We start from the raw sequence: 17,631 nt of genomic DNA, 5'->3' as shown, positions 1-17,631 counted from the left end.
TTTGTGACCCTGGGCTGGTGCGGGTTGTTCGGCGGGACCGGCGGCGTGGCGGCGCAGATTGTCTGCCGCATGTCGAACCTGTGTGATGTGGTCTGGAACAACGAGGACAAGAAGGTCTTGCACGTCCTCCCCTACTAAGGGGCATTCGACTGTGGCGCGTCAACCCCGTCTCTCCAGATTCTGGAATACGGGGCGGGACGAACGGCCGGCTGGAACAATGGAGGAGACAGATGTTTAGAATGAGTGAGGAGGCGACAAATGGCACTGTTTAGAACAAAGGAAATTATCAAGGCCAGCAAGCTACCGCCGGAAGGCGTCAAGCTGTCGAGAATGCTCGACGCGATCTATTTTATTCCGATCGCGTATTTTGGAGTGTTCGCGACCTTTCACATGCATTTCGACCTGCTCGCGGGAGATTGGGATTTCTGGATTGACTGGAAGGATCGGCAATTCTGGGTAACTGTCACCCCCATTGTAGAGGTGATGTACCCGGGGGCCATCATGTACTACTTCTGGACGTTCTATAGGCAACCCTTTGGTGCAACCTTGAGCATCACAGGGCTCCTCGTAGGAAAATGGATCACGATCGTGCTTGCCTGGTACTGGTGGGCGAATTTCCCCGCGAACTTCGTCATGCCGGCCACCATGATTTCGAGCGCACTGATCCTTGACTGCACTCTGCTGCTGACCAGAAGCTGGATGCTCACAGCCATATTCGGCGTATGGGCATTCGCAATGATGTTTAATCCGTCAAACTATCCGATATTCGCATACAGCCACCAACCGGTGGTCGTAGATGGTCAGCTGCTGTCGCTGGCCGACTATATGGGCTTCACCTTCGTACGTACTGGAACGCCTGAATATATCCGGATCATCGAAGTGGGATCGCTGCGTACGTTCGGCGGACACACGGTCTGGATCTCGGCATTCTTCTCGGCCTTCATTTCCATGTTGATGTTCACCATTTGGTGGCAAGTTGGCCATTTCGTCGGCCAATCCTTCTTCTGGGTTAAGGGCAAGAGAGGAGTGAGACACCGGGCGAATGACATCATGATCGTCGGCACGGATGAATACGCATTGCGGCATGGAACATTACCGGGGGTTCCAGCGCCCGTATTGGAAGGGAAATCATGAACACAAAAAACATACTAAAGTTTTGTGTGATCGGCTCAGTCGGGGTGGCGACACTCGGGCTTACCCTGATGTTTAGCGCCTCTCCCGCTGTCGCCCATGGAGAGCGCTCTCAGGAACCATTCCTTCGGATGCGTACTGCCCAATGGTACGATACAAGGTGGAATCCTGGGAAGACCTCCGTCAACGATGAGGCGATGCTGTCAGGCAAGATGCATATTGCTGAAGACTGGCCAAGGGCCGTCGTGAGACCCAGTCGTACCTTTATTAACGTAGGTAGCCCGAGTTCAGTGTTCACGCGTCTGAGCTCGAAAGTGAACGGCGTACCGATGTTCACGTCCGGCCCAATGGAGCTGGGCGGGGACTACGAGTACGTAATCAAGCTGAGGGCTCGCCTACCTGGCCATCACCACATTCACCCGATGTTGGCCGTCAACGGGGCCGGTCCTATTGCAGGCCCCGGGGGCTGGATGGATATCACTGGCAACCATAAAGATTTCACCAACCCGATAAAATTGTTGGTGGGAGGAACCGTCGATACGGAGACCGCAGGTCTCGGGACAGGGATCTTCTGGCATATTCTCTGGGGAGGCCTCGGATTCCTCTGGATCGGCTGGTTCATGGTCAGACCGATGTTCTTGATTCGCGCCAGAGTGCTGGCACAGGAAGGCGGGGATGAATTGCTGAATGACCCGGCCGACCGAGTGGCAGCCTATGTCATGCTCGGAGTGTGTTTTACAATCATCGCAATCGGTTTCTTCGTTACAGACTCCCAGTATCCCTATACGATTCCTCTCCAGGCCGGTGCGCCGCTTATTAAGCCGACGCACTTGCAGTCGGACCTCACAATGAAAGTTCTCGCGGCAGACTATGACGTTCCGGGTCGCGCCCTCCGCATGACCCTGACCGTCACCAATAACGGCGAGAGCCCACTGAGGATCGGAGAGTTCACAACGGCAGGCATCAGATTCCTGAACAAGGTCGGCGTGGCCAATAACCTGGATCCGAACTATCCAGCAGAAATTATGGCCACCGACGGCTTGAACATGGAAGATGATTCCCCGATCCTTCCAGGCGAAACGAAGGATATCAAGCTTGACTCCAGAGATTCGCTGTGGGAGTTCCAGAGACTGATGGACCTGGTCCACGATCCGGAACAACGGTTCGGGGGGCTGGTGATGTCCTGGGATGATTCCGGAAATCGTCATATCAACAGCATTTCCGGTGCCATTATCCCGGTCTTTACGAGGGCTCAGGGATAAGTTCCCGGGTTAAACACGTGTAGACGTGAAGCCGATCCGCCCCCATCGCAAGATGGGATGGCGGATCGGCTTTTTTAACGACCGTGATAAGTGCGTTTGAGATGGTACCCACTCAGATAGCCCTGTCATATCGTGGCTGCCCCAGCCCCACATCGCGCATCAGACTCGTCAGATTCCACCCATCAACGAGAGACCCTGGTAGAGACAGCTGAACTCTTAGCCAAAATTCTGGATACCTCGCTCAAAATCCCAGGCACGCCCCTCTCTGTCGGACTCGATCCGTTGCTCGGACTGATTCCCGGAGTCGGCGACATGCTGGCCAACCTGATCGGGACCGCCATTCTGGTCTTGGCCGCACGGCTCCATGTGCCGGAGATCGTTCTGGCACGGATGAGCCTGAATCTCCTCATTAATGGAGCGGTTGGCGCCATTCCCATTGTCGGCGACCTCTTCTCCATCTGGTTTAAGAGTCACGCTAGAAATGCACGGTTGCTGCGGCGTGCTACAGCACAGCCCTATCGGGAAACACGGCAGGCCTGGCTCTATATGGTCTGCATCATCGGGGGAACCGTCGTGCTTCTCCTGCTCACCATTGGAGCAGTGCTGTGGATCGTCATACACCTCTGGAATGCCATTGCCCAATAGAGATGGGTTGTCGTTTCATCCCTATCTTTCCGATCCCGCTTTTCTGGCTCGTTGCGCATCAGCTATCATTCATGTCCGGTTGAGTTTCTGATGCGAGAGGCATTATAGTTTCCGCCTATCAGATGCTGTCAGGTCAGCAGGCGCCATGATTTCATAACAATATCCGGAGGCGGTTTATGAGACGATTGTTCGTACTGGTCGCGTTGTTGGGACTCGCTGTACCCCCCTCTATGGCCTCGGAACCAGCTGATATGGCGCTGGTGCCCGCAGGAGAGTTTACGATGGGGAGTGAAGCGGGAGATTCGGACGAAAAGCCGGAGCGAAAAGTCTATTTGGATGCATTCTTGATGGATAAATATGAAGTCACCGTGGGGCAATATGCGGCTTTTTTGCAGGCGAAAGGGGTCGAACCGCCTTCGGACTGGAAGATAATGAACCAACCTGCACACCAGAAACGCCCAGCGGCGAATATGGATTCGGTGGATGCGGCTGCGTACTGCAAATGGGTCAACAAGCGTTTACCGACAGAGGCAGAGTGGGAGAAGGCAGCGCGTGGAACAGATGGCCGCCTCTATCCATGGGGTAACGAGCCACCGACGCCTCGTCACGCGAATTTCGGCAAGACGGATTGGAACAACCATGGGGCCTTGGCACCGGTTGGGTCGTTCGAAGATGGCAAGAGTCCCTATGGCCTCTACGATATGGCCGGGAATGTCTGGGAATGGGTCAGTGACTTCTATGACTTCCGTTACTACAAGAGCGGCCCGCCAAAGAACCCCACAGGCCCGTCTTCTGGTGGAACAAGAGTGATCCGCGGGGGGGCCTGGAACGGGAACGCACGGGCCCTGCGCTCGGCGAATCGGAGCGTCATCTCGCCGACAGACCAGGGACTCACCGGGTTCCGCTGTGCGAAGAATCCTTAGTCAAGAACAGGCCTTACTTCCTCTATTGGGATGGTAAAGTCCCGGCAGAGGAACAGTTCTGGGAGGTCATAGCTCAGGGTAGCCCTGAGCCTCGCCTGACTACCTATATGGTTGTTTTTTTGAGGTACCAGGCATTATAGTTTTTGCCCATTAGCTCATGCGAGCGTGGGGCGAAAAATGGTTCTTCAGTCAAATATTGTGGAGGGAGTTCATGAGAAGGATGTTTGTGATGGTCGCGTGGTTCGGCCTTGTTACATACCCAGCTATGGCGGCAATAGCCGGTGAGAATAGCCCCCTGCAACCAGCTACAGGGCACAACCAGGGTTATGTGAGGACAGTGTCGGCTCAATCGCAAGAACCGCCGATGGTGCTGGTGCCGGCTGGAGAGTTCACAATGGGGAGCGCAAACGGAGACGCGGACGAACGCCCGCCCCACCAGGTCTACCTGGATTCATTCTTGATCGACAGGCACGAAGTGACAGTGGAGCAGTATGCTGCATTTCTGCAGGAAACAGGGAATAGTGCACCGTCGGACTGGAGGACGATGAATCAGCCTTCGAATAAGAAGCGGCCGGTCTCCAATGTGGATTGGGAGGATGCAGCGGCCTATTGTAAATGGGCCGGCAAGCGTTTGCCGACGGAAGCGGAATGGGAAAAGGCGGCTCGAGGGACCGATGGCCGCCTCTATCCGTGGGGCAACGAGCCACCAACACCCCGCCATGCGAATTATGGACAAACAGGGTCGAACAATCATGGAGCCTTGGCACCGGTGGGATCATTCGAAGAGGGCAAAAGTCCCTATGGCGTTTACGATATGGCCGGGAACGTCTGGGAGTGGGTCAGTGACTGGTATGACCATGACTATTACAAAAGCAGCCAGCAGAGGAATCCGGAAGGACCGCCGACTGGTGGGTTCAAAGGGATTCGTGGCGGCGCTTGGAACAGCAGTCCACGAGCGTTGCGCTCTTCAGATCGGTACTGGGATCCCCCGACATTCAGAAGCCAATATCTCCCTGGTTTGCGATGCGTGAAAAAACCATAGCCGTTGGCTTTCAACATTTCAAAGCTCTTGTGCTCTTTTGGCCGCGAGGGCGGCTATCTCCTCGGGGATCAGATAACGCCTGGGTCCGAAAATCGCGGTGCCGACGCGTACCATCGTTGCGCCTTCGGCAATGGCATTATCCATATCTTCTGACATTCCCATAGAGAGCGTATCGAGTTCGTATCCATCCCGCTTGAGCCGATCAAATAGTTCCCACAGCATGTGGAACTGGCTGCGCTGCAATGCCGTGGCGGTTGTAAGTTCAGGGACGGCCATTAATCCTCGCAGTTTCAGGCGCGGCAGGCGAACGGCATGCTCGGCCAGGCTAGCCAGCTCTTCGGGAGCCACACCACTCTTACTTGCCTCCCCGCTCACATTGACCTGTAAACAGATTTGCAACGGTGGCAATGATTCAGGCCTGTCCTTTGACAGCCGGTCGGCAATTTTTGCCCTGTCTACACTGTGAACCCAGGAGAAATTCTCCGAGATGCGCCGCGTCTTATTGCTCTGTATCGGGCCGATAAAATGCCATTCGATCGGAAGATCGGTCAGGTGCTGCATTTTTGCCAGCGCTTCCTGCAGGTAATTCTCGCCAAAAATCTTTTGCCCCGCCTGCCAGGCCTCCCGCAATCGCTCGGCAGGGTTGGTTTTACTCGCTGCGAGCAGCGTAATCTCCCCAGGTTTCCGGCCGCAGGATTGGGCCACAGTGGTGATACGGTCATGTACCGCTTGGAGCCGTGAGGCGATGGTTGTCGTCATGTATCCTGGTGTCCTATCTTCTTGAACTGGCCCACAGATAATGAAGCGTCATGTAGATCATATTTTTCACGGTCTAGCAGGCTGCGAGAATAATCTCTGTGCATGCCTGAATAGCACTTGTTTGCACGTCGTGAGATAACACGAGCCTTCCACGCAGGATGCTCAAAAAGACCGTTCAGCAAGGCCGCAGCGAGCGAAGGCCCGAGGCGTACCCTTGGGGTACGTTGAGGGTTTGAGCGATGCGAGAACGCCGCTGACGGAATTTTTGAGCATCCTGCTAGCGATACATATACTCGCGCGTCAGAGGAAGAGCGTTGTTCAATCCGTTCGTAAAAATGACTTGATAAAGCCGTGGGTTGCCGTAGCGAAAGTTGATGACGCATCCATTGAGAAACATGCGCCACATTCGAACGAACGAGGCATCGAACATCTTTTCGATTGTTTTGACATGTGCCTCGTATCTTGTGCACCACTCCTCAACCGTTTTTGCATAGTGCAGACGAAGGTTTTCGATATCGGTCGGAACGAGTCCGGTTTCGCCCATCGTGCGAACGATCTCATCCAGCGAGGGAATATACCCACCAGGAAAGATATATTTCAACGTCCAGGGATCGCCGGGCATTGATCGCTCTTCTCCTATGGTATGCAGCAATCCTATCCCCTCACGCTTCAAGAGCGACTGCGCCTTTTGCATAAACGTAGGGATGAATTGCTTCCCCACATGTTCAAACATCCCGATTGAAACGAATTTGTCGAACGTGCCTTCAAGCTTACGGTAATCTTCGAAGACGACAGAAATCTCCTTTGACAGCCCCTCGCGTTTGATCAAATCCGTCGCATACTCAACTTGTTGCTTCGAAAGTGAGCAGCCGACCCCGCGTATGCCATAGTGTTTGGCCGCGTAGATCAACATCCCACCCCACCCGCAGCCGATGTCAACCAGTGTTTCTCCAGCCTGTAACTGAAGTTTCCGGCAAATATGCTCGTACTTCTGCTGCTGTGCCTGCTCAAGTGTGTCGTCCTCATGACGGAAGTAGGCGCAGGAGTAGGCCATGGTCTCGTCCAGCCATAGTTTGTAGAAGTCGTTCCCGAGATCGTAATGGTGGGCGATGTGCTTGGGCGCACGCGAGAGCGTGTTGAGCGAAGTCTGACGCAGGTGCTGAAACGCAAGCTTCGTTTTCAAGCCGAGAGGGAGGTTGAGGAACGCGGCGTCAGTCCCGAAGCGAAGAAGTTGCCTGAAATCCCCTTCGACCTGAATATCCCCTCCCATATACTCTTCGCCGAACCCTAATGATCCGCTTTCGAGGACATGGTCCGCCGCCTGCTTCGTCACAAAGGTGAGAAGAAACTGCCTCTTGCCTGTGCCGTATGAACTCTTCTTTCCATCCCAAAACTGCACCTCAAAAGAAATATCCGGCGCATGATCGCTCAATTTATCGAACAGCTGCTCAAGAGTTTTTCGCATGACCTACCTTGTCCTGGTGAATAGGAGGTTACTTTTGAGGTGGGCTGACGCTTGAACACCCTCAAGAAACCCCAATAGATGCCTGTGATAAGCTCTTTCCCCGGGTCTTGTCAAGATGTTGGTGAAGAAGGGAAGGCGAGGAAGAAACAGTAGCGCTCTGTCGGTGCACAGGGCCTGCCTTGAGTGGAGTAATGGCATCGAGAACCACACTCCCCTATAGCACTGTTCCGCCCATGGGGGTTGTTTTTTTATAGCAAAGTAACTGACAATGAAACCGGTGTATCAACCGAGTCATCGCTCGGCCATCTGCTTCAACAACCACACAAGAGGGATCGTCATGAAATTGCAGAACGTGTTGTGGATAGCGATCGCATTAATACTCCCCGGTACAGCCTGGGCCTATGGTGACATCAACGCAGGCAATAATATGATCCCCTGCACAGCGAAGTTCTCAAGGTTTACGCCGCCGAATAATACAGAGGTAGCGCAAAAATCTGAATTTTCTTTTTATGCATCTACTTCGACGAACCCGAGTAGCATAAGGGTGACGATAAAAGAGCAATTAGTACCCATCACAGTGACTACGAAACATGACGGGCTTCACGTAACTGGCAAAATCCCTGCCACGGTAAAAGCGACCTACGCAAAAATTAACCTGATGGGCAAAGGCCCCAATCAATGCGAAGCGACAGGGGGATGGTTGGTGAAAGTGAAGTGACTGAATCATCTCCAACATTCGGAGATCGTCGCGATTGTCGACGTGCTGGAACAGAAGGGCCTCTGCAAATCCTCTTCGAGCTCATGACAGAGTTGCGACGCAAGAATCGGAACGAGTTCGAATAGGGAGGAGATGTGGATGCGGAAAGCATGACCGGTAGAGGGCGGAGGAGTAACGGACTACTGCCCCCGCCCCACCAGCTGAGTCGCGTCTTCTACTTCGTGACACGAATTTCGACGCGGCGGTTCTTTGCCCGACCCGCAGGGGTTGTGTTCGGTTCAACCGGCTTGCTGTCTGCGTAACCGGTTGTCGTCGCAGCGCCAAGACCACCTTTTGTTAGGGCCTTTGCCGCATTAACCGCACGGGATTCAGAGAGTTCCTTGTTTGTGGGGAACTTATTCTTCAGCTCCCCGCCTATGGGAACATTGTCAGTGTGACCGTCCACCGCCACCTTGTACTCAGGATAATCCTTCAAGACCGCCCCAACCTGCTTGAGCGCATCGATGCCCTCCTGTGTCAACTCATCATGGCCGGAACCGAACAGATAGTTGGAGGCCAGGCTAATCAACAACCGCTCGTTGTTCAGATCGACCGTAATGTCGCCCTTTTCGATCTGAGGGCGAAGTGCCCTGACTAATCCCCGCTGGGCCGTTTTCAGTTTTTGTTCATCAGCTAACAGAGTTCCTCGGAGGTCTGCCAGTTCCTTGTCCCGGCCTGCCAGTTGTCGCTCCAACTCCGCCATACGCTGCTTGCTGGCAGCCAATTCGGCTGCCATGCTGTCCATCGCAGCGAGAGGGTCGGCCTGATTCTTTGGTGCATCCTCGACATTGCAACGAACGTCATTCCAAGCCTGCCATCCATCAGTCTTCGGACAAATAGGGCTCTTATCCAAGCTTGCACAGCCCGTTAGAGCAGCTAAACTTGCTACGAGGATAACGGTTTTGGATGTCTGCATGATGATCTCCATCTCCTAAATTGTGTGCGGGTCATCGATCCTGTGAGTCTTCTCCCGCCACCTCGTGGAAATACTCGTACCGAGGTGGTACTTGGCAACCTTTCAGAGCGTTCTAATTTCCATCAAGGGTTTCTCTTCGTTCGTTGGCCCAGCGGGCGGTGCGGGGTGAAGTTCATTCTTGAAGCGGCTGACTTGCGTCACCAGCGCAAAGATTACGAAAGCGACGATGATAAAGTCAAATCTGGCTTGATGGAACCGTGACTAAAACCATAACCAGTCACGATGGAAAACGGGGAGTGGGGATGCAGGCTATTGATTCTGTGGTGCGCCCGGAGGGACTTGAACCCCCAACCCCCAGATCCGTAGTCTGGTGCTCTATCCATTGAGCTACGGGCGCTTTCCTCGAAGTTATGAGTTGTTAGTTTTGAGTGCTGAGTTAACGGCTCGGAGGGCTCCAAAGCTGGATGAGAACCCGAAGCGACCTGCTACGAAACTCAGAACTTACAACTCAGAACTCATAACTCCACTGTTTGCAACAGGAAGGGGTTATACAGGTCTCTGGCCTGGCGGGTCAAGGGATCGGCCTCTTCTCCATATGAAAATAGAGATACAGGGGCGAGGCGAGAGGAAATACTTACTTGCCGGACGACGTGGCTACAGGAACAAGCGTGACTGTTGACCGTTTCGACTTGACTGAGACGGAACGAATAGGCCGATCGAATATGGGAGCGCTGCTAGCGGTATAAAAGGCGGTGTCCTGCACCACTTGCTCCATCAATGATGTGAGGCAGGATTCCGTCACATGGCCTTTCAATTCATCGATCATGAGGGGCGTCGCGCCGAACATTTTATAATGAGCGGTTCCGGTGGATTGGCTCTCGTAGCGTTTGACCCGCCCATCCCAGCGTTCCAATTCCAGAGTCATGTGCGCCGAATAGTCATATTCCAGTGGAATGAAGGGGGCGAGGGTGAACATCGAGGCGCCGATGGCAATGCTCTTCCATGTCACATCGCCCGGATGGGAATCGACGGCCTCATCGAACACAAGACGGGCGCGAATGAATTTTTCACTGGCTGGAGGTTCGGGGGAATTCGTATCCCCGAGGCGTGAGAATAGCCCGACTGCTCGCAACGTGCTGAGCACGCGGCGCTCAGTTTCCAATGACGAAGTTTGCGGTGAGCCGTTGCGCGTGGTATCGACGCTATCGATGACGAGCGGGACTTGCTCCGCTCGCGCGATGTCCCTGGTGATTGGCTGTGGACTGCTGTCGGCCGTGGACTTGATCTCAATCCGGTGACCGCAACCGAACGTGAGTGTCACGACCAACCCACAGCTTATGATGATCGTCCAGATGACGCGCGGTGTAGCCTGCATATCGGCTCCTAAAAGTAAAAGGAAAAGCCTGCGAAGGGGAGACTTTCATTCAGTCCGACATTTGGACTGCTCGTGTGGGCATTGGAGATATGCTGAAAACGGTAGCCGGCATTGAGCGCGAATCCGTCGTTCATGAAATAACTGATTCCGAGCCCTGCCGTCAAGATGAAGTTGAACTGGCTTTGCTGTTCAGGAATATTCCCTGCGAGATCGGTCCAAAATGGGCCTCCGGCGAATTCTACATAGGGCCTGATCCGGTCAAGTGCGACGAAACTGTATTTGATCTTCGGAGTGAAGCCGATGCCGTGCGAGAGCACCGGTTCCTGAAATTGGATATAGACCATCTCGCCGCCGAGTGATATTTGCCCCCGATACCAGCTGTCGCCGATAGGATCGGTGAGCGTGATCATCCAGGAGGGCATGAAGGCTGGTCCCCTCTGTTCGGTCTTGCTTTTCCCCTCTACGAGGCGATGGGGGAACAAGTACCCGGCAGAGAGTCCAATTTCTTGAGTGCCGACGGTGATCGTGGGTGAGTCATTTGCAGCAGACACGTTGTTAGCCATCATGAGCGACCCAAGAACCAACGCTGCCAGGATCCGAGCAAGATATGGCATCCGATATCCACGTCAATATCCTGTCAGCTATTTCAGGGTGAAGGTTAAGCAACAGGGGCGACTGGGTCAAGATACCAAGAACGATTGAGTTCTGTCCAGAAGTACAGTGGATTGACCAGACAGAAAGTGGAAGAATCCTGGATAACTGATCGAGGCTATTCGGGGAGGTCCAGCATGAAAAAAGGCTCACCGAATTATTTCAGCTTGACAAGGTGAGCCAAGTCTGCCTGAAGGTCAGGCAACCCGTATCGCTGGTCGAGAGAGACCACTCGTTCAAGACACCGTCGTGCTGAAACAGAATCTCGACGGCTGTCGTAGATCGCGGCAAGGTGCCGCAGCACCGCTGCTTCAGCCGGCTCGTTACCGAGCTTGATGTAATGTTCCGAAGCATTGTTGAGACAACGTTCGGCTCTAGTCAGATCGCCTTGGTCGAGAAAGCACTTCCCCAGTTGGCTGTAGGTCACAGCCAGCCCTTCTTCGTTTCCGACAATCCGATGAGAGTCGAGCGCTTGCGTGAACGACGTAACAGCCTGCCCCCATTTCCCTTCGCGAGCCTCTTGGAGCGCCAGATTGTTGTAGAGAATGCCGAGCGCGCGATCGTCCTTGAGATCGCGCAGCAAATCCAGCGCCTCAAGGTAGTAGGGGCGCGCTTTTTCAGGATGACCGGCGCCGACGTGAAGATTGCCGAGGTTCACCAGCGTATGGGCAATGGCCTGCTGATTCTGTTCAGTACGTTGGATCGTGAGCACTTCTCTGTAACAGGTTTCCGCCCGATCCAGATCACCCGATAGGGCACAGACGTTGCCCAGATTGCCGAGCGAATCGGAGAGCGCGCGCTGGTCATGGGCCAGGCGATCATCTGCGACGGCCTGTTCATAGGCTGCCTTGGCCTGAGCCAGTTGGCCTCGGTGGAGGAAAATGCGCGCGCGATGTTTGTCCGCGTCCGACATCTTTTCGTGAAGCGCCGTTCGTGTCCCGTATCTCGTCTGACGAAGAACGCTTCACGTTTCACGAGATACGCGTTGCGCTAGTCACCCCCCTTCGGTGTATCTTTTCTAAATTCGACCTGGATCTCGTCTTCCTCGTCCAATCCAAGTCCTGCTCGAAATGAGTCGTATAGTTCCGTGATCTGCTCAATGTGCCTCACGCTCTTTTTGTCACGAGAGGCGAGATATGCTTCACAAAGCCTTACGCCTGTCTGAAAATGCCGGGCGATCGTTTCCTCCGTCACCTGCTGCCAGGTGATGTAGATGCAGAAGGCGTGAAAGGAATGCGCCTGTGGATGGCGGATTGCCAGCGCCAGTAATTCCTCATAGGCCTCCCGGGCCGTCGATCCGGCATTGGAGGAAAAGGTGGATTCCAGCTCGACGGCGATATCCCAATCGGCACCGAGACCAGTTTCTGCTTCTTGAAGCGCCGCCTGCGCGGCGAGGGCTGCATCGAATTGCATGGGTTATCTCACAAGTTCAAACAGGAGGCTTTGCGCTTCTTGTCTCCGTCATAGACCGACCCTGCGTAAGTCGAGGCGTCGGTTGTCCATCGGCGGGCACCACAAATAGCTCCCTGAAATGGGGCGTGTGAATGTGAACAGGGCGTCTACGATGCCGTCCTCGGCACCGACCATTCTACGCAACAGCGCGTCGAACGCGTCAAAGGAGTTCCCGAACGCCACGAACACCAAACCTGCCCGGCATGCGTCAGCCCAGGGCATAGACCGCCGCACAATGAACGCGGTGGGGTCAAAGCTTTCCTGAGCCGTTCGCTTCACATGGGCGGAAACCGGCGCCTTGCCGAGTTCTTTGTTATCACGTTTCCGGCGCCCGATTGTGCGATCTTGCTCTCGAGTCGTCATGGCTTCGAACCTGTTCAGATCGTGAACCCATTGCTGAACCGCGACGAAACTCCCTCCGTCGAGTCCTGTTCCCTGCCCGGTGACGAAGGCAGTCCGGATAGCCGCTGCGCCCTTCGGGTTTTCAGTTCCATCCTCATAACCGGAAAGGTCGAAACCGGACCGATACCGGAAGCCGTCGATCGTATACTGCAGTTGAAGACCAGGGGCGACGATGTCGACAATTGCACGTGCGCGATGGATGAGTTCGCCGCGATCGTCTCCTCGCAGCCAGCACCATAACGATACCGGTGTCGAAGGCACGTCGAATCCGGGACCAGCGTAGCTTGGGAATACCTCCAGTCCTGGAACTTCACGACCGAGGGCACGCACCAGCGATTGACCCAATCCAACGATCGTTGTATCACCGTCCGCCAGTTCGCACAGATTGCGCATGGAACCAGCGGGATTCTTTCCTGGCGCAATGGCGAACAACAGATACCGGGCCAGTGGTGGAACTGGGGCGAGAATGCCCTTCTGAGCGTGACGCATGGGATCTCCTCAGCCTAATAGGCCACCGTGTCTCGTCCTCCGTGCTGTGACATCGATTGCAGGATACTCGCGCAGGGAAAAGCAGGTCAATAAGGGGAGCGGCCCCCATCGTCTTACGCCCGCGTTTACTTTCCTTCCCATGACTCTGTAGACTACGAAGGTCCTTACTTATGAGTATTGAGAAGCCACCAGCTGCTTTGCCGACCGAGCTTGCTTCGTCCGATCCGATTGATTGTATCATCCACTATCACATTCAGACCAAACACCACTTCAATCGGTGTGCTCGCGCCCTTGGGTACCTGGATTGGGCTAATCAGCCGGATCCGTTTCGACGGTTCGAGGGCGCACAGCTGATCCCACTCCCCTTACTGAAGCCTGATGAGGCGCCGCTGTCACCCGCCTACGACGCGATCTATCAAAAAGCAGATGCCGTTTGTCAGCCTGTCAACTTGCAGACCGTCTCGCGACTGTTTGAGTTCGCCCTCGCATTATCGGCGTGGAAAAAGGCCGGGGAGTCGGAATGGGCGCTGCGGAGTAACCCCTCGTCAGGCAATTTGCATCCAACTGAAGGCTATCTCATCTTGCCGCAGGTTGACGGACTCAATCTCAAGCCTGGTCTCTATCACTACGCGCCGAAGGAACATGGCCTGGAGTGTCGGGCGGAGTTTCCCGTCGAGCAAGTCGCTCGCTTGTTGGCTCCGTTTCCTCCTGGCGCATTTCTCTTCGGACTGACCTCGATACATTGGCGGGAAGCCTGGAAGTACGGCGAGCGGGCATTCCGTTACTGCAATCACGATATCGGCCATGCGATTGGGTCAGCGCGGATTGCTGCTGCTACGTTGGGCTGGAACATGGCGCTGCTGGATGGCATGGAACAGAACACGATCGCCCTATTGTTAGGGACCAATCGCACAGAGGATTTTGCGGATGTTGAACAGGAACATCCAGACTGTCTGGCGGTAGTATGGTCACCGGAAAACGTGAAGCGTGAAGCGTCGATCGTGAAGCGCAGTGATGAGGAAATGCCGTTGTTTCTGGATCCAGCAATGGTGAAGGAACTTGCGGTTGGACCCTGGCATGGGAAAGCCAATTGCCTGAGTCGTGAACATGGGGTACATTGGGACATCATCGATGAAGCGGCAGAGGCCTCCTGGAAGGCAGAGGCTGACAAGCTGACAATTTCACTCCCAATGAGTTCTGCCTCCGCATCCGACACGCTTCACGCTTCACGAGCAACGAACGACACTGGCCTCAATGCGGGCCAGATCATCAGACAACGCCGGAGTGCGGTATCGTTCGATGGCAAGACATCGATCACAACGACGACATTTTTTCGCATGATGCAACGCGTGGTGTCTCGTCCGGACTTGCCGCAATTGGATCGACCGATGCCCTGGGACGTCTGGCCTTATGATCCGGCAATTCACTTGATGCTCTTTGTCCATCGCGTCGAAGGTCTCACGCCAGGGCTCTATTTTCTGGCCCGTGACCCACAGAAGCTATCACCCATCCAACAATGCATGAATCCGGAGCTGACCTGGGCTCCGGCCCCGGGTTGTCCGGAAAACCTACCGCTCTATTGGCTGCTTGAAGGCGACGCTAGGAAACTCGCCGCCCAGGTGAGCTGTCACCAGGACATTGCCGGGGACAGTGCCTTCTCATTGGGGATGCTGGCTGAGTTCGAAGGGCGCTTGCGGGAGAGGGGAGCCTGGTGGTACCCACGTCTCTTCTGGGAGGCTGGTCTGCTGGGACAAGTGCTCTACCTGGAGGCGGAAGCTGCCGGGGTGCGAGCCACTGGAATCGGCTGTTTTTTTGACGACCCAGTCCATGAGATCATGGGGATCAAAGAACGTTCGTTTCAGTCGCTCTACCACTTTACGGTAGGCGGTCCGGTCGAGGATAGCAGACTGATGACGCTGGGGGCCTATCATCACCTGAATCGATGAGAATGTAAGATTATATCTACACCATTAGCCTGGAGCGCTACGTCTCATGTTCAAAATTAAAAAAAAGGCCGGGAAGCCAAGACCTGTTATCCTCTATAACATCATTGAGGACTACTCGGAGTTCGACGCACCAGGGAATGTCACGGCCTGCGCAATGACATATCCAGAGGACCTGCCCGCACATGCCAAGGTTCTGTCAGAAAGCAACGATATTCCGCTGGAGACGATGACGACCCTCCTGACTGATGGCGGGGTCTATGTGTACCCCCAAGTCGGCGGGTTGCTGACGAGGGGGCTATTCGCCTGTCGAATCGATCCAACCGGTGAAGTCCCGAAACAGACCTGGATCTTGGATCTCACCCAGTTTGCTGAGGCGGAGCAGTTGGCTCAGGCGCGGGGGATGAAGCTTGATGAAGTCGCGGCGCTCGTTTTTCACTGGACACTGCCGGAGGAGCTGAGAACAAAACTCGAGCAGAAGAATCTTGGGATCGATTACCGCACGTTGGACCGTGCTGTTGCCAAGGGTGGCGATATCAAGTACATCGATTTCCGGAAGGACTGGTCCCCCCATTTCAAGCGACTCTGCATCATGCCGGATGGCCGATTAATTGAGACAGGAGGCTTGGAAGAGTTTGCCCAACTTCATAGCATCACATCGGCGCAAGCCAAAACGTTGGTTGAGCAGGGTGGCACACTGGAAGTGAACGGCGAGCTCCTGGCCTGTCAGATTGTGAATGGCCAGCCGGCAGTGGCTCGATTCAGTGCGCAGAACTACAAACAGGCGAAGGAGTTGGCGGCGACGAAGCGATTACATCTGATGGATGCGTTGAGCGAGGTGGCTTACAACGATCCGGTGATGATGCGCTCGTTGGCTAGGAAAGAACTTAGTGCGGGCAGATGAGTCAATACTGTAAACAGGCCGGCCCACGCTGATGGTTGTCAGAGCACAGAGGAGCGCTACTTGGCGAGCTCTTCGTTGACGGCTTGCATGAGTTGATCGAGGTTGAATGGTTTTTCGAAGACACGACAGGCGCCAAACAATTTCGCCACATCAAGAAAGTTTCGTTCGGCTTGGGCACCGGTCATGGCGATGACCTTCGCGTCGAGATATTCTTTCGTCAGCTGTAAGGTGGCTTCGAGGCCATCGGTTCCCGGCATCAGGATATCCATGAGGACCAGATCGACTTTGTTCTGCTGGTAGAGCGCTAGGCCTTCCCGCCCATCGCGGGCTTCGAGCACACGGTGGTTGGCCCGCTCAAGAACTTCCTTCAGGAGGTTCCGGATCGATTCTTCGTCGTCGATAATGAGGATCGTGGCCATCGCGTGAAATACCCCTCCAATTCTTTCATCTTACCTATGTTGGGTTCCTCTGTCTAGCAGAAGTTGATCGAGAAGACTGTGCTCACCCCTTGGAGCCTGAGCTACAACTTGTATATAATGCGCGCTCCCTTCTGTTAGGAGCGATTAGTACCCCATGGCCAGTGCCCAGACCGAGTATCAGCAACAATTACGCGCCCTCGCTGAACTGATGCTGGCCGTGTCGGGTGAATCGGTCACCGTCATGAAGAAAAATGCTCCTGCTCAGGCGTTGAAACTCAAACGCCAAGATGAATGGGGCATCTATCTGGAATTCGTCAAGATCCTGTTCAACCTGACAGATCGACTCTCCCTGCTGCACCTACCGCTCAAAGAGCAGCCTCAGTTCATGAACCATCTCGAAGACGCAGTCACGCTGCAATTGAAGAATGTGCTCGAACCAGCATTCGGCTCCGGAGCCGACCAAATGGAAATCATGCTCACAGTCGGTGCGGCAGTGACGGAGAGTCGGCAGGCCTATGAGCGATATCGGTTCCTTGTCACCGAAAACACTCCCGAGAAAGATGCGATGTTGAAAGACTTTGGCGGGCGAGTCGCGGACGCGATGGGTATCGCAGGAAACGCACAGGTATCAGCCGCCGCAACGCTCTGCGCGAGCGCCGCGATTCCAGCCATTACAGCCATTTTGGCCGGAGACCCTCTTCCAGTCGACGCAACCCGTACCGCCACTCCCACGGCGCCGGATACAACTTCCGCACCGCCACCACAGGCTGCCAGACCGAACCCCCTCACACCGACAGGAACTGAAATCAAGTTGGTGAGTGTGATGTCGACCGTCACGGGAGAGGAAGTGGAAACTCGCTGGGGGCTGCATCCTCGGTTCCGACAAGACCTTTCTCCGGAAGACATGCAACAAGTCGCCGCGCTGATGAACCGAGTTGTAAAAATACTTGGCGAACGATATGCCTCCGTGGCATTCTCAGACGAATGGACTTCGTGGTATAAGGCTGGTCATGCCTGATCGCTCTTGTCGATCAAGTGTGTCGGGCTAATCTTGTCTGTTCGGTCTATCAGGACTCGTTGGTGTATCTCCGTGTAA

The 17,631-nt window shown here is 54.7% G+C and carries 19 protein-coding genes and 1 tRNA gene; 9 read left to right on the top strand and 11 right to left on the bottom strand.

Going from position 1 to position 17,631, the window contains the following annotated elements; all coding sequences use genetic code 11:
* The first annotated feature begins 258 nt into the window (after positions 1–258).
* The 5 genes from HZB34_14915 to HZB34_14895 all read left to right on the top strand — a co-directional run bounded on the left by HZB34_14915 (position 259) and on the right by HZB34_14895 (position 5,003).
* Positions 259–1,134, top strand: a complete 876-nt coding sequence (locus HZB34_14915; GenBank protein ID MBI5317252.1) for a methane monooxygenase/ammonia monooxygenase subunit A — start codon at positions 259–261, stop codon at positions 1,132–1,134.
* Positions 1,131–2,393 carry a methane monooxygenase/ammonia monooxygenase subunit B gene (locus tag HZB34_14910; GenBank protein MBI5317251.1) on the top strand — a complete coding sequence of 421 codons (1,263 nt, stop codon included), beginning with the start codon at positions 1,131–1,133 and terminating at the stop codon, positions 2,391–2,393. The genes HZB34_14915 and HZB34_14910 overlap by 4 nt, the downstream gene beginning before the upstream one ends.
* Positions 2,394–2,525: 132 nt before the next feature.
* Positions 2,526–3,038 (top strand): DUF4112 domain-containing protein, encoded by a 513-nt coding sequence (locus HZB34_14905; protein ID MBI5317250.1) that lies wholly within the window; start codon positions 2,526–2,528, stop codon positions 3,036–3,038.
* A 251-nt stretch (positions 3,039–3,289) separates the two neighbouring features.
* On the top strand, positions 3,290–3,961 hold the full coding sequence (locus tag HZB34_14900; protein ID MBI5317249.1) for a formylglycine-generating enzyme family protein: 672 nt from the start codon (positions 3,290–3,292) through the stop codon (positions 3,959–3,961).
* Positions 3,962–4,172: 211 nt separating this feature from the next.
* The gene (locus HZB34_14895) at positions 4,173–5,003 is read left to right on the top strand and encodes a formylglycine-generating enzyme family protein (protein MBI5317248.1); all 831 of its coding nucleotides are present in this window, start codon (positions 4,173–4,175) and stop codon (positions 5,001–5,003) included.
* An 18-nt stretch (positions 5,004–5,021) separates the two neighbouring features.
* Here the strand turns inward: HZB34_14895 and HZB34_14890 are convergent, their stop codons facing one another.
* Both HZB34_14890 and HZB34_14885 read right to left on the bottom strand, forming a co-directional pair.
* On the bottom strand, positions 5,022–5,762 hold the full coding sequence (locus HZB34_14890) for a YggS family pyridoxal phosphate-dependent enzyme (protein MBI5317247.1): 741 nt from the start codon (positions 5,760–5,762) through the stop codon (positions 5,022–5,024).
* Positions 5,763–6,039: 277 nt separating this feature from the next.
* The gene (locus HZB34_14885) at positions 6,040–7,227 is read right to left on the bottom strand and encodes a class I SAM-dependent methyltransferase (protein ID MBI5317246.1); all 1,188 of its coding nucleotides are present in this window, start codon (positions 7,225–7,227) and stop codon (positions 6,040–6,042) included.
* A gap of 337 nt (positions 7,228–7,564) precedes the next feature.
* Here HZB34_14885 and HZB34_14880 point away from each other — a divergent pair, with 337 nt between their 5' ends.
* Positions 7,565–7,945: a hypothetical protein gene (locus tag HZB34_14880; protein MBI5317245.1), complete on the top strand. Its 381-nt coding sequence runs from the start codon at positions 7,565–7,567 to the stop codon at positions 7,943–7,945.
* 214 nt (positions 7,946–8,159) lie between these two features.
* Here HZB34_14880 and HZB34_14875 read toward each other — a convergent pair whose 3' ends face one another.
* From HZB34_14875 to HZB34_14840, 8 genes are all read right to left on the bottom strand, one after another.
* Entirely contained in the window at positions 8,160–8,900 is a 741-nt protein-coding gene (locus HZB34_14875; protein ID MBI5317244.1) for a flagellar motor protein MotB, read from the bottom strand.
* A gap of 102 nt (positions 8,901–9,002) precedes the next feature.
* Positions 9,003–9,131, bottom strand: a complete 129-nt coding sequence (locus tag HZB34_14870) for a hypothetical protein (protein MBI5317243.1) — start codon at positions 9,129–9,131, stop codon at positions 9,003–9,005.
* 90 nt (positions 9,132–9,221) lie between these two features.
* Positions 9,222–9,297: transfer RNA gene (locus tag HZB34_14865), tRNA-Arg, on the bottom strand.
* Positions 9,298–9,534: 237 nt separating this feature from the next.
* Positions 9,535–10,275 carry a hypothetical protein gene (locus tag HZB34_14860; protein MBI5317242.1) on the bottom strand — a complete coding sequence of 247 codons (741 nt, stop codon included), beginning with the start codon at positions 10,273–10,275 and terminating at the stop codon, positions 9,535–9,537.
* Between the two features lie 8 nt (positions 10,276–10,283).
* Positions 10,284–10,889 (bottom strand): acyloxyacyl hydrolase, encoded by a 606-nt coding sequence (locus HZB34_14855; GenBank protein ID MBI5317241.1) that lies wholly within the window; start codon positions 10,887–10,889, stop codon positions 10,284–10,286.
* Positions 10,890–11,083: 194 nt separating this feature from the next.
* Positions 11,084–11,839, bottom strand: coding sequence for a tetratricopeptide repeat protein (locus tag HZB34_14850; GenBank protein ID MBI5317240.1), 756 nt, complete (start codon positions 11,837–11,839; stop codon positions 11,084–11,086).
* 77 nt (positions 11,840–11,916) lie between these two features.
* Positions 11,917–12,339 (bottom strand): hypothetical protein, encoded by a 423-nt coding sequence (locus HZB34_14845; protein ID MBI5317239.1) that lies wholly within the window; start codon positions 12,337–12,339, stop codon positions 11,917–11,919.
* Between the two features lie 48 nt (positions 12,340–12,387).
* Positions 12,388–13,269 carry a Dyp-type peroxidase gene (locus tag HZB34_14840; GenBank protein ID MBI5317238.1) on the bottom strand — a complete coding sequence of 294 codons (882 nt, stop codon included), beginning with the start codon at positions 13,267–13,269 and terminating at the stop codon, positions 12,388–12,390.
* Between the two features lie 170 nt (positions 13,270–13,439).
* On the opposite strand from HZB34_14840, the gene HZB34_14835 reads away from it, so the two are divergent.
* Both HZB34_14835 and HZB34_14830 read left to right on the top strand, forming a co-directional pair.
* Positions 13,440–15,215, top strand: coding sequence for a SagB/ThcOx family dehydrogenase (locus tag HZB34_14835; GenBank protein MBI5317237.1), 1,776 nt, complete (start codon positions 13,440–13,442; stop codon positions 15,213–15,215).
* Positions 15,216–15,261: 46 nt separating this feature from the next.
* A complete protein-coding gene (locus tag HZB34_14830) occupies positions 15,262–16,116 on the top strand; it encodes a hypothetical protein (protein ID MBI5317236.1) in 855 nt (284 codons plus the stop codon).
* Positions 16,117–16,172: 56 nt separating this feature from the next.
* On the opposite strand, the gene HZB34_14825 is transcribed toward HZB34_14830, so the two are convergent.
* Positions 16,173–16,535: a response regulator gene (locus HZB34_14825; GenBank protein ID MBI5317235.1), complete on the bottom strand. Its 363-nt coding sequence runs from the start codon at positions 16,533–16,535 to the stop codon at positions 16,173–16,175.
* Between the two features lie 154 nt (positions 16,536–16,689).
* Here HZB34_14825 and HZB34_14820 point away from each other — a divergent pair, with 154 nt between their 5' ends.
* Positions 16,690–17,553, top strand: a complete 864-nt coding sequence (locus tag HZB34_14820) for a hypothetical protein (GenBank protein MBI5317234.1) — start codon at positions 16,690–16,692, stop codon at positions 17,551–17,553.
* Positions 17,554–17,631 lie beyond the last annotated feature (78 nt).

The sequence above is a fragment of the Nitrospirota bacterium genome, assembly GCA_016219645.1.
Classification (GTDB): domain Bacteria; phylum Nitrospirota; class Nitrospiria; order Nitrospirales; family Nitrospiraceae; genus Palsa-1315.
The sequence above is the reverse complement of the archived record's forward strand: the minus strand, read 5'-3'. Positions and strand labels throughout refer to the sequence as shown.